This is a genomic window from Nocardiopsis sp. LDBS0036 (assembly GCF_041228755.1).
Lineage (GTDB): Bacteria > Actinomycetota > Actinomycetes > Streptosporangiales > Streptosporangiaceae > Nocardiopsis > Nocardiopsis dassonvillei.
In genome coordinates, this window is record NZ_CP141103.1 from 111,812 (window position 1) to 123,604 (window position 11,793).

Below are 11,793 nucleotides of genomic sequence, written 5' to 3' on the forward strand. Positions count from 1 at the left end.
TCAGCTGTCGCTGAGCACCATGCGGTTGCCCTCGCTGTCGCGGAACTCGGCGGCCGTGACCCCCGGCTGCCACATCGCCTCCCCCGGTTCGGTGACGATCTCCACGCCCGCGGCGCGCAGAGCCTCGACCGTGCCCTCGACGTCCTCCGTCACCAGGACCATGACCGGCTCGGCTGACGGGTTCTCGTCCGCGCGGCGCTGGAAGTGCAGGCGGGTCCGCGAGCCGGGGAAGCCGAGCTCGATCCACCGCCACCCGTCGTCGGACATGGGCGCGTCGGTCGCCACGGTGCAGCCGAGGCGGTCGGTGTAGAAGGCCTTGGCCCGCTCCTGGTCGAAGACGGGGAGTTCGGCGAACTTGACGTACATGGGGCTTTTCCGTTCCCTCTGACGCGCTACCGCGTTCGGTCCGCCTTCAAACTGGACCGTCCAGTACCGCGTGTGATGTGAAACTAGACCGTACAGTACCCATAGGACAAAAGGGTCGAAGCGAAACCTGGAACGACGAAGACGAGGTGTTGAGCAGCGTGAACCCGCCAGCGGAGGAGGAGCTGAGCCGCTCGGCCCGCAAGCGCCGGGCCATCCTGGGCGCCGCCGAGGAGGTCTTTCTGAGGGGCGGTTACCTCGGGACCAACATGGACGAGATCGCCGCGCTGTCGGGGGTGTCGAAGCAGACGGTCTACAAGCACTTCGGCAGCAAGGAGGGGCTCTTCGTCGAGATCGTCACCAGCATGACCTCGGGCGCGGGGGACGCGGTGCGCGACGAGACGCCCGAGCCCGACCGGGTCGAGGACGTGGAGGCCTACCTCAGGGACTATGCGCGTCGGCAGCTTGCGGTGGTGCTCACGCCGCGGTTGATGCGGTTGAGGCGGATGGTGATCGGCGAGGTCGCGCGGTTCCCCGAGCTGGCGCGGGTGCTGTACGAGTGCGGGCCGCAGCGGGCGATCGAGGGGCTGGCGGAGAGCTTCGCCCGGCTGGGGGAGAGGGGGCTGCTGGCGGTGGGGGATCCGTCGCGGGCGGCGTCCCACTTCAACTGGCTGGTGATGTCGGAGCCGGTGAACCGGGCGATGCTGCTGGGGGACGGGGCCATTCCGACGGAGGCGGAACTGTGCCAGCATGCGGAGGAGGGCGTACGGGTGTTCCTCGCCGCTTATGGGGTCGGCGGTCGTTAGGGGAGTTGTGGGGCTTCTGGGACCTGTGTCTTCGGTGTCTGTTTTTCGAGAAGTTGGAAAAATGGCTGCTTGCCGCTGGTAAGTTCGCAGGTCGTTGACTGTGCTCCCCGCGCACGCGGGGATGGTCCCCCGTACAGAGTCCGTGCTGCCATGACGTAGCGGTGCTCCCCGAGCACGCGGGGATGGTCCCCCCTACAAGAAGGTGTGGCAGGAGGATCTGAGGTGCTCCCCGCGCACGCGGGGATGGTCCCTCGTTCAGGCCGAAGGCGATGGCGTCCCAACCGTGCTCCCCGCGCACGCGGGGATGGTCCCGCGACGAGGGCGGCGGCGAGGCTCTTGATTTCGTGCTCCCCGCGCACGCGGGGATGGTCCCTCCACCACTGGCGAGGAGGGCGCACTCCCCTAGTGCTCCCCGCGCACGCGGGGATGGTTGCAGTTCACACCGCTTTACGGGAGTGAAGCCTTCTCAGCCGCACCGCGGTTCGCCTTCTCCAGGGCCGCGTCGATCAGTACCTCGGCGGCCTCGCGCGCCCGGTCGGCCGCTTCCGCCTGGCCGGTGATCGCTGCGGTGGTCTGCGCGCCCTCCGCCAGCAGAGCGAGCTGCGCGGCCAGGGAGGAGTCCACGCCGATCCGTTCCACCAGTTCGCCCAGGTAGCGCTGGAAGGACAGCTTGTGCTCGCGGGCGATATCGGCGACGTCGGAGTTGACCGCCCCCAGTTCGGCGAAGGCGTTGATGAACCCGCACCCCCGGAAGTCCTCCTCGCAGAACCAGTCGGACAGGAACGCGTAGACCGCCAGCAGCTTCTCCCGGGGCGTCCCGGCCGCGTTCACGTGCTCGTCCAACCCCTCGGCCCATATACGCCTGCGCCTGTGCAGCACCGCCATGACGATGTCGTCCTTGGAGGGGAAGAGCTGGTAGAGGCGGCGCAGTGAGACCCCGGCGGCGTCCCGGAGCTGGTCCATGCCCACGGACGAGAAACCCCGCGTGTAGTAGAGCCGGTCGGCCGCCGCGACGATCTGCTGTCGGTACTCCTCGTTGTCCATGCCACCAGTGTACTTGCGCCGAGAACGATCGTTCTCTAAGGTGTGGAGCAAGTGAGAACGCTCGTTCTCGCACACGGCTTCGGATGAGAACGACCGTTCTCATTGAAAGAGGGGGTTCACCATGGGCCGTATCACCGTCGGAACCGAGAACAGCACTCCGATCGAGCTGCACTACGAGGACCAGGGCAGTGGTCAGCCCGTCGTCCTCATCCACGGCTACCCGCTCGACGGTCACTCCTGGGAGAAGCAGACCGCCGCCCTGCTGGACGCCGGTTACCGGGTCATCACCTACGACCGCAGGGGTTTCGGCCAGTCCTCCCAGCCCTCCACCGGCTACGACTACGACACCTTCGCCGCCGACCTCAACACGGTCCTGGAGACCCTCGACCTCACCGACGTCGTCCTGGTCGGCTTCTCCATGGGCACCGGCGAGGTCGGCCGCTACCTGGGCACCTACGGCTCCGCCCGCGTCGCCAAGGCGGCCTTCCTGGCCTCCCTTGAGCCGTTCCTGCTCCAGACCGAAGACAACCCCGCAGGGGCCGCGCCCCGGGAGTTCTTCGAGGGTGTCGTCGCGGCGGTCAAGGCGGACCGGTACGCCTACTTCACCGACTTCTACAAGGACTTCTACAACCTGGACGAGAACCTGGGCACCCGCATCAGCGAGGAGGCCGTCCGCAACAGTTGGAACGTCGCGGCGGGCTCGGGTGCGGTGGCCTCGGCGGCGGCCCCGTTGACCTGGTTCACCGACTTCCGCGCGGACATCCCCAAGATCGACGTTCCCACGCTGATCCTGCATGGCACCGCGGACAACATCCTGCCGATCGACGCCACCGGCCGCGCGTTCTCGGCGCTGCTGCCCTCGGCGGACTACGTCGAGATCGAGGGTGCGCCGCACGGCCTGCTGTGGACCCATGCGGAGGAGGTCACCGAGGTCCTGCTGGCCTTCCTGGCCAAGTAGGGCCGGAGGCTGTCAGGGGGCATGCCGTGCCCCACGGTCCCGGGAACGCGTCAACGGGGGCGCTCCTGGGACCGTGGTTGTCTCAGAACTGATAAACCGCGTTATGTTGCTGTGGGCGAGGTGGCTCTGGGGTGTCGCGGCGACGCGGGTCGTTTCAGGCTGCGTAACCTGTTGACGTTTAAGGGTTTTCGCGTCCTATGGGATTTTGGTGGCTGGTGTCTGTTTTTCGGGAAGTTGGAAATTCGGCTGCTTGTCGCTGGTAAGTTCCCAGGTCGTTGACTGTGCTCCCCGCGCACGCGGGGATGGTCCCGAGTGACAGGGCGTTGGCGCCCTTCCACCCAAGTGCTCCCCGCGCACGCGGGGATGGTCCCGTCGACACGGGTCATGAAGTCGATGCCCCACCGTGCTCCCCGCGCACGCGGGGATGGTCCCACCGGCCTGTACTACGTCACCCACCACACCGAGTGCTCCCCGCGCACGCGGGGATGGTTCTGGGATCCAAGCTTTTGTCGTCTCTCGTCAGGAAGGCAAGGAACCACGCCAACCACGCCAGGTTGGCGTCTTTTTAGGGCATGATGGAGAACATGAACGCTGACACCAGCCATATGCACGAACTGTCTGTGACCGAGGCTCGCGATCACTTCTCCGAACGCGTCAACCGCGCCGTCTACGGCGGCGAGGTCACCTTCGTTACTCGCGGACGTCGTCACCAACGGGCTGCCGCGATCGTTCCGGCCGACATGGTCGATCATTACGAGGAGCTGTTGGACGAGCGTGACGCCCGTATCGCCGCCGAGCGCTTGGCCGACATCGAAGCGGGACGATCGACGGTCGTTCCCTTCGATGAAGCGATGCGCCAGCTCGGGCTGACCGAAGACGAGCTGGGCCGGTGAACGAGCCCTACGCTGTTTCATTTGCTGACCCAGCGCTTAAGCAGCTCGGCAAGCTCGACAAACCGATCCGACTTCGAATCGCGCGCAAGGTCCGAGAACTGGCAGTGGACCCACGCCCGGCCGGGAGTATCCCGCTCAAGGGAGACACCGAATCCTGGCGCATCCGGGTAGGCGACTACCGGATCGTGTACACGATTTACGACGGTCGGTTGGTGGTCCTTGTGCTGAGTGTCGCTCATCGCCGTGAGGTCTACCGGGACCTGTGACACCTCTCCCCCCGCACGCGGGGATGGTCCCGCCAGCTCCTGCCCAAGAATCGTCGCGCCACCGTGCTCCCCGCGCACGCGGGGATGGTCCCGACCCGACGGGCCCGCACCTGCGTCTTCGCCTGTGCTCCCCGCGCACGCGGGGATGGTCCCATGTTCGGCCGGGTGGAGATCTCCAAGCCGACGTGCTCCCCGCGCACGCGGGGATGGTCCGGGGCGGCCCTCAGGCCCACCGAGTGCAGCGTCAGGCGCTCTCCTCGCTCAGGGTGCCGCCGAAGCTCCTGCGCCGTTCCGCGTAGGTGTTGACGGCGCGCACCAGGTGGGGGCGGTCGAAGTCGGGCCAGAGGGCGTCCTCGAAGACGAGTTCGGCGTAGGCGGTGTGCCAGGGCAGGAAGTTGCTGGTGCGCTGCTCGCCAGCGGTTCTGATCAGGAGGTCCACGTCGGGCAGGGTGGGATCGTAGAGGTACCCGGCGAGGTCGGACTCCGCCATGCGCGTCGGGTCCAGCCGCCCCGAGAGCGCCTCGGCCGCCGCGTGTTTGACCGCGTCCACCATCTCCTGGCGGCCTCCGTAGTCCAGGCAGAACGTGAGCGTCACCCCGCTGTTGCCCGCCGTCAGCTCCTCGGCCCACTCCAGCCGTTCGCGGAGCGCCGCCTCGATCCTGGTGCGGCGGCCGTACCAGCGCATCCGGACGCCCCGGGCGTGCAGGCGCCCGGTGACCCCCGTGACGCGCCGGGCGAACACCTTGAACAAGGAGGACACTTCTTCGGGAGAGCGCGACCAGTTCTCGGTGGAGAAGGCGAAGGTGGTCACGTACTTGATGCCCAGGTCCCCGGCGGCGTCCACCAGACGGTACATCGCCTCCTCCCCGGCCATGTGCCCTTCCACCGCGGCCAGCCCGAGTGCCCCGGCCCAGCGCCGGTTACCGTCCATGATCACGGCCACGTGCTCGGGGACCGCGGCGGGAGGGCCCCCGGGCTCGGAGGAGGGGGTGGGCGACCGCCGTTGCCGCGTCCCGGAGGCGACCGGCAGGACCTCGACGGGTGTCCTCCGGGTCTGTGACAACCGGGCGGGAACGGCTGTCCGCGGTGGAGCGTCCGGCCGGACCGCCGGGAGGTACTCGCACTCGTCCAGGCCCGTCCGCAGCCCGACCAGCATGGAGGCGAGGAAGGGGCGGCTGGAGGGGTGCGCGGCATCGACCACCTCCTGACCCCGATCCAGAAGCCCGCGCGCCCGTCGCACCTGCAGGGCGATCAGTTCCCGACAGGCGTCCGTGCCGAGCGCGCCGATCAGGCCGTCCGCGTCCAGGCCGAATCGCTCCAGGTCCTGGCGGGGCAGGTAGCAGCGGCCCTGTCCGAGGTCTTCGGGCAGGTCGTTGAGGATGTCGATGTACTGGAAGACCTCGCCCAGCAGCGACATGAGCTCCGGGGTGTCCTCTCGGACCGGCTCCAACACGGTGCCGAACAGCTCCGCGACGGTGCCGCTCATACCGCGCAGGTAGCGGCGCAGGTCGGCGAAGCCGGGGAAGTCGGGCGGTCGGCGGCTGTCCTGTTCGAGTGTGGTGAGAAGCTCCTCCAGCACCGGCACGGGCATGTCCCACGCCCGCACCGTGTGGACCACGGCGCGCTGGACCGGCGGCAGGCGAACGGGCGCGCCGGGTCCGTCGGCCAGCGCGGTCAGGATCTCGGCGCGGAACCGGGCCAGGGCCGGACCGCGCTCGGAGACCTCCCCCTCGTCGGCCAGCCGATCGGCCCATATCCCGAAGGCGGCCAGTGCGTGCGCGTAGGGGCGCTTGTGGGCGGGCAGCAGATCGACCACCCGGGGGGAGACGTGGTCCGCACCCGTGTGGATCCTGCGGCAGACCTCGAAGGCACGCGCCAGGCCGGTGTCGGCGCCCCGCTCCGCGATCAGCGGGGGACCCGTCCTCGTGTAACCGCTCATCGCCGTTCCTCCTCGGTGGCCTGGGGAGGGAGCCCTCGCCTCCGTGAACCGTGTGCGGCGAAGGGGTCCGCCTGAGCCCGCACCCCCGCGAACACCGAGGGGATCTGAATAATCACGAGGAGTAGCATAGTGGTTTCCGTGATGACGAGTACCTGCCCGCCTCGATCACCGACGCCACCGGAGCGGTGTGGAAGACCGCCTGCGACGACGACCAGCTCTTCGGTCCGACGGTGCCCGACGGCACCGGGGAGGGGGCGCGACCTCCTGCGACCACGGTGAGCCCGGCGGCAGGAGGGAAAGGGTGTTTCCCGGGTGCGGGGACGGCCCACCATCCGACGGGCCACTCTGCCCGGTGGGCGCCTGAGTCCGTCCGGGGCAAGGGAAAAGCCCCCGCGCGACGAGGTGTCGCGCGGGGGCTCCCGCGTCTCGCCGGACCGTCGCGGATCCCCCGAACCGCCGGTCCGGCGCGGGTCGTGCGCGCTCACCCCCGAGAGGCGCCGACCCGGCACCCGCGCCGCGTCGTCCCGGGCCGTACGGCCGTGGAGGCCGTCCCCGCGGCCCGAGGAGCGCGCGGGTGCACACCAACCTGTCTACCCGTCCGGCGGCGGGTAAACATCGTCCCTCCCGGCCTCCGTCGGGAGCGCGGTACGGCCAAACCTCCTCAGGCGGGGACGGCGCCGCTGGAGGACACCGCGTCGTCCCCCTCGGGTCCGATCGCGATCAGCACCTGCTCGTGGTCGGGGTCCACGCTGAACCCGTAGCTGAGCGTCGCCTCCTCGCCGTGGGGAAGCGGTTCGTCGAGCGATGAGGCGCATGACGGCCGTGAGCTGCTCGCGGGAGAGCTGGAAGCCCTTGGTCTGCTGCCACACCTTCAAGGCGCGGGGGCCTCGGCCCGGCCAGCTCCGGGAAGCGGGACGGAGCCGAAGACCGTGCGGTCACGGGCGCGGTCCCGGAGCACGTCGCAGCCGAGGGGGACTCGCTGGTCGCGCGGGTCACGAGCGCCGCCAAGCCGACTGTGTCGCGCATCACACCCGCCGCGTGTCACGGATAGGCGGGCAGCTTCCATCTGGTGGTCGTCGGCAGCAAGTGGAGGAAGGCGGAACGATGAGCGCACAAGACGAGGCAGGCATGGCGGCCGCACACCGTGTTCTGATCCTGGGGGCGGGTTACGCGGGCATGTCCGCGGCGATCCAGCTCGCGGCCCGGTTCAAGCAGCACGAGGACGTGCGGGTGACCCTGGTGAACGCGCAGGAGCGGTTCACCGAACGGCTGCGGCTGCACATGACGGCGACCGGGCAGCAGCTCGCCGAGCTGAGCATCCCGGAGCTGCTGGAGGGGACGGGTGCGCAGTTCGTACGCGGCTGGGTGACGGCGGTGAACACGGACACGAGGAGCGTGCGGATCGACGACGACCGCATCCTGCACTACGACACGCTCGTGTACGGGTTGGGCGGCGTGGCCGACACGGCGGCGGTGCCGGGTGTCGAGGAGCACGCGTACACCCTGAACAGCGCGCAGGACGCCGAGGCGCTGGCCGACCGGCTGGCGCGGCTCGGCAGCGGCACGGTGGTGGTCGCCGGCAGCGGGCTCACCGGGGTCGAGTCGGCCGCGGAGATCGCCGAGCAGCACCCGGAGCTGAACGTCGTGCTGCTGGGCCGACGCGAACCCGGTGCGACCATGAACCCCAAGGCCAGAACGTATCTGCGGTCCGCGCTTCAGCGCCTGGGCGTCCGGGTGCGCAGCGGGGTCGAGGTGGCGAAGGTGCTGCCCGGTGCGGTCGAGCTGGTGGGCGGGGAGAGCATCACCGCCGACGCGGTCTTGTGGACGAGCGGTACGCGGGTGTCGCCGCTGGCGGCCTCCGCCGGGCTGACCGTCGACGAGCGCGACCGCATCGTCACCGACGCCGCGCTGCGGTCGGTGTCGCATCCGGAGGTGTACGCCATCGGCGACGCGGCCGCGATCCTCCAGGGCTACGGCGTGATGCACGGCACCTGCCAGGGCGGCATGCCGACCGGTGTCCACGCCGCGGTGTCGATCGTCCGTACGCTGAAGGGCAAGCAGCCCAAGCCGTTCCGCTTCGGCTACTACCACACGCCGGTGAGCCTGGGCCGGCGCGACGCGGTCGTGCAGTTCACCCGCCCCGACGACAGCCCTCGACGGGTGTGTCTGACCGGCCGCATGGCGGTCCGCTATAAGGAGACGGTGACTGCTTCGCCCTGGCCCACGTGGGGCCGTATGAAGAAGATGCCCGCCTCGGGCGCGTTCTGGCCCCGCGGCGGCCGTTTCACCCGGATCCGGGAGGCGCGGTGACCCACCCTTCCCCGGACCTCGACCAGCAGGTGTTCCACCGGCATCGCAACCTGCTGTTCTCGGTGGCCTACCGCGTCCTCGGCACCGCGGCCGATGCCGAGGACGCGGTCCAGGACACCTGGGTCAAATGGTCGGCCGCCGACCGCTCGCAGGTGGCCGACCCCAAGGCGTACCTGACGCGAATCGTGTCGAATCTGGCGCTGGAACAGCTGCGCTCCACGCGGCGCAAGCGTGAGACCTATGTCGGGCCGTGGCTTCCGGAGCCCATCCTCACCAGCGGGGACGCCGCTGAGGCCGTCACGGACGCCGAGTCGGTGTCGATGGCGATGCTGGTGGTGCTGGAGACGCTGAGCCCGCTCGAGCGCGCGGTGTTCGTGTTGAAGGAGGTTTTCGGCTTCAGCCATGCCGAGATCGCGGAGGCGGTGGAGCGGTCCGAAGCCGCGGTGCGGCAGGCTGCGCACCGCGCTCGTGAGCACGTGCGGGCCCGTCGGCCGCGCTTCACCGCGGACCGTTCAAGGCGGCGCGAGGTCACCGAGCGGTTCTTCGCCGCCGCGACCGGCGGTGACATCAGCGCCCTGATGGAGTTGCTGTCCCCGGACGTCACCCTGTGGACCGACGGCGGCGGCAAGGTCCGCCAGGCCATGCGTCCGGTCGTGGGCGCGTCCACGGTGGCCTCCTGGTTCGCGGCTATCGGCACCGTCACCTACCAGGGCGTCGAGCCTGCCGACATGAGGGCCGAACTCGTCGAGGTCAACGGCGGGCCGGGCGTGGTGTTCAGCGGCTCGGACCGCGTGATCGCCACGGTCACCTTCGATTTCGACGCCGACGGCCGCATCACCGCCGTCCACAACGTGGCCAATCCGGACAAACTCCAGGCCATCGCCGACGGCATCACTCACGATGTCGGGACGCGGTGAGCCCTGTTCGGGGCGGGGCCTGAGGAACAAGGGCTCCGCCCCTGGCCACGGACTGGAGGGCCGACCTCGTGCGGTAGGCCGGATTGCATGAGACGCGAGGATCTTCCACCCGATGCAACCGGTCGGCGGATCACCCGTCGGTGGGCGGGTGGGTGACGGCCGCGTCCGAGTCGGCTGCAGGGGTGTCCGAGGCGCCTGCCGTGCGTTCGCCGTGTGAGGACGGACTTTCGGCGGCCCGGAGACGAGCCCGACGCCGGTGCGCCGTCCTGGTCCTCCTGTCACCTTGTCCTCACGATCCGTGTTACTGGTCTTGACAGGTCTAGACCACCCTTGCTTTGGTGACGGCACCCCCAGCGGCGCGCGGTCGGACGTCGCGCCGCACCCTAGGAGTGTGAACACGTGATCCGTCGTCTCCTGAGCAAGCTGGCCGCGCTCGGCGCGCTCGCGGCTGTGCTCGTCGTCCTCCCCGTGACCGTCGCGCAGGCCGCCGCCACCTGCGCGCCGGCCTGGAACTCCTCCGCCGTCTACACCGGCGGCGGGCAGGTCTCCTACGACGGCCGCAACTACACCGCCAGGTGGTGGACGCAGAACGAGCGTCCCGGCACCTCCGAGGTCTGGACCGACCAGGGCCCCTGCGGCACCGACGGCGGCGGTGAGGAGCCCGGCCCCAGCGGGTTCGTCGTCACCGAGGCCCAGTTCAACCAGATGTTCCCGAACCGGAACCCCTTCTACACCTACAGCGGCCTCACCGCCGCCCTCAGCTCCTACCCGGCCTTCGCCAACACCGGCAGCACCGAGGTGAGGAAGCGCGAGGCGGCCGCCTTCCTGGCCAACGTCAGCCACGAGACCGGCGGGCTGGTGCACATCAGGGAGACCAACGAGGCCAACTACCCGCACTACTGCGACTGGAACCAGCCCTTCGGCTGCCCGGCCGGTCAGGCCGCCTACTACGGGCGCGGCCCGATCCAGCTCAGCTGGAACTACAACTACAAGGCCGCCGGCGACGCCCTCGGCATCGACCTGCTGAACAACCCCTACCTGGTCGAGCAGAACGCCTCGGTCGCCTGGCGGACCGGCCTCTGGTACTGGAACACCCAGTCCGGACCCGGCACGATCACGCCGCACAACGCCATCGTCAACGGACACGGCTTCGGTGAGACGATCCGTGCGATCAACGGCTCGATCGAGTGCAACGGGGGCAACCCGGCGCAGGTCCAGAGCCGCATCAACAAGTTCACGCAGTTCACCCAGATCCTCGGCACCACCACCGGATCGAACCTGAGCTGCTGATCCCCGGACGCGGCCGAGCGCCCGCCGGCCACGTCCGGGCGGGGGCGCTCCCGGCCATCACGGCCGGGAGCGCCTCCGCTCCGGTCTTCCGGGAGCGCGGGTCCGGACCACGACGACCTTGTCCCATCTCCTCCGGGCGGCGGCCTCTTCCGTCCCACCCGGACCGTGACGGGGCCGCCCGACGGACCGTGCGCACACTAGGCTCCAGCGATGGACCGAGTCACCGATGTACCCCACACCCCCGCCCGGGCCGCGCATCCGGCCCGGACGAACGACTACGACGGTTTCGCCGAGGCGTACGCGGCGGACAACGAGGACAACATCCAGAACGCCTACTACGAACGGCCCGCGATGCTGGCCCTGGCCGGGGACGTGACCGGCCGCCGCATCCTGGACGCGGGCTGCGGCGCGGGCCCCCTGTCCGCCGCCCTGCGCGACCGGGGCGCCGACGTCACCGGTGTCGACGCCAGCGCCGGAATGCTGGCGCTGGCCAGGCGCAGGCTCGGGGAGGACGCGGACCTGCGCGTGGCCGACCTGAGCGATCCCCTCCCGTTCGCCGACGGCGCGTTCGACGACGTGGTCGCGTCGCTGGTGCTGCACTACCTGGAGGACTGGGGCCCGACGCTGGCCGAGTTCCGGCGCGTGCTCAGGCCCAGCGGTCGGCTGATCGCGTCGGTGCAGCACCCGTTCACGGACTACGCGATCCAGGACCCCCGGCCCGACTACTTCGCGACCACCAGCTACAGTGCCGAGTTCGCGTTCGGAGGGCGGACCGTTCCGCTGAGGTTCTGGCGCAGGCCGCTGCACGCGATGACCGACGCCTTCACCGCCGCCGGGTTCCGCCTGTGCGCCATCAGCGAGCCGCAGCCCGATCCGGCCGCCCGTGAGCTGTTCCCCGACGAGTTCCACGCCCTGTCGACCAGGATCGGCTTCCTCTTCTTCGTCCTGGAGGCGCCGCCGTCGCCCGCCGGTGCGTGACGGCCGGGACCACCGCGCGGCCCCGGCGC

The 11,793-nt window shown here is 69.8% G+C and carries 11 protein-coding genes and 2 CRISPR repeat arrays; of the genes, 8 read left to right on the forward strand and 3 right to left on the reverse strand.

From position 1 onward, the window contains the following. Complete coding sequence (locus UIS43_RS00330) at positions 1 to 366, reverse strand: VOC family protein (protein ID WP_117199512.1); 366 nt, start codon at positions 364 to 366, stop codon at positions 1 to 3. Positions 367 to 524: 158 nt separating this feature from the next. Between UIS43_RS00330 and UIS43_RS00335 the strand changes: the two genes are divergently transcribed. Further along, positions 525 to 1,169 (forward strand): TetR/AcrR family transcriptional regulator, encoded by a 645-nt coding sequence (locus tag UIS43_RS00335; RefSeq protein ID WP_370012144.1) that lies wholly within the window; start codon positions 525 to 527, stop codon positions 1,167 to 1,169. Positions 1,170 to 1,269: 100 nt separating this feature from the next. Beyond that, positions 1,270 to 1,603: a CRISPR direct-repeat array (repeat unit 29 nt; unit sequence GTGCTCCCCGCGCACGCGGGGATGGTCCC). Positions 1,604 to 1,616: 13 nt separating this feature from the next. Here UIS43_RS00335 and UIS43_RS00340 read toward each other — a convergent pair. Then, entirely contained in the window at positions 1,617 to 2,213 is a 597-nt protein-coding gene (locus UIS43_RS00340; RefSeq protein WP_117198349.1) for a TetR/AcrR family transcriptional regulator, read from the reverse strand. Between the two features lie 121 nt (positions 2,214 to 2,334). On the opposite strand from UIS43_RS00340, the gene UIS43_RS00345 reads away from it, so the two are divergent. The 3 genes from UIS43_RS00345 to UIS43_RS00355 all read left to right on the forward strand — a co-directional run bounded on the left by UIS43_RS00345 (position 2,335) and on the right by UIS43_RS00355 (position 4,330). Then, a complete protein-coding gene (locus tag UIS43_RS00345) occupies positions 2,335 to 3,171 on the forward strand; it encodes an alpha/beta fold hydrolase (protein ID WP_370012146.1) in 837 nt (278 codons plus the stop codon). A 281-nt stretch (positions 3,172 to 3,452) separates the two neighbouring features. Further along, positions 3,453 to 3,665: a CRISPR direct-repeat array (repeat unit 30 nt; unit sequence GTGCTCCCCGCGCACGCGGGGATGGTCCCG). Between the two features lie 90 nt (positions 3,666 to 3,755). Next, on the forward strand, positions 3,756 to 4,064 hold the full coding sequence (locus tag UIS43_RS00350; protein WP_232832994.1) for a type II toxin-antitoxin system prevent-host-death family antitoxin: 309 nt from the start codon (positions 3,756 to 3,758) through the stop codon (positions 4,062 to 4,064). After that, positions 4,061 to 4,330 (forward strand): type II toxin-antitoxin system RelE/ParE family toxin, encoded by a 270-nt coding sequence (locus UIS43_RS00355; RefSeq protein WP_117198345.1) that lies wholly within the window; start codon positions 4,061 to 4,063, stop codon positions 4,328 to 4,330. Before UIS43_RS00350 ends, UIS43_RS00355 begins: the two co-directional genes overlap by 4 nt. Before the next feature lie 244 nt (positions 4,331 to 4,574). On the opposite strand, the gene uppS is transcribed toward UIS43_RS00355, so the two are convergent. Then, positions 4,575 to 6,269 (reverse strand): polyprenyl diphosphate synthase, encoded by a 1,695-nt coding sequence (gene uppS, locus UIS43_RS00360; RefSeq protein WP_370012148.1) that lies wholly within the window; start codon positions 6,267 to 6,269, stop codon positions 4,575 to 4,577. A gap of 1,104 nt (positions 6,270 to 7,373) precedes the next feature. Between uppS and UIS43_RS00365 the strand changes: the two genes are divergently transcribed. The 4 genes from UIS43_RS00365 to UIS43_RS00380 all read left to right on the forward strand — a co-directional run bounded on the left by UIS43_RS00365 (position 7,374) and on the right by UIS43_RS00380 (position 11,764). Then, a complete protein-coding gene (locus UIS43_RS00365) occupies positions 7,374 to 8,579 on the forward strand; it encodes an NAD(P)/FAD-dependent oxidoreductase (RefSeq protein WP_117198342.1) in 1,206 nt (401 codons plus the stop codon). Further along, positions 8,576 to 9,496 (forward strand): RNA polymerase sigma-70 factor, encoded by a 921-nt coding sequence (locus UIS43_RS00370; protein ID WP_358455676.1) that lies wholly within the window; start codon positions 8,576 to 8,578, stop codon positions 9,494 to 9,496. The genes UIS43_RS00365 and UIS43_RS00370 overlap by 4 nt, the downstream gene beginning before the upstream one ends. 399 nt (positions 9,497 to 9,895) lie before the next feature. Beyond that, positions 9,896 to 10,786 (forward strand): glycoside hydrolase family 19 protein, encoded by an 891-nt coding sequence (locus tag UIS43_RS00375; protein WP_019611558.1) that lies wholly within the window; start codon positions 9,896 to 9,898, stop codon positions 10,784 to 10,786. A gap of 210 nt (positions 10,787 to 10,996) precedes the next feature. Beyond that, positions 10,997 to 11,764, forward strand: a complete 768-nt coding sequence (locus UIS43_RS00380) for a class I SAM-dependent methyltransferase (protein WP_370012149.1) — start codon at positions 10,997 to 10,999, stop codon at positions 11,762 to 11,764. Positions 11,765 to 11,793 lie beyond the last annotated feature (29 nt).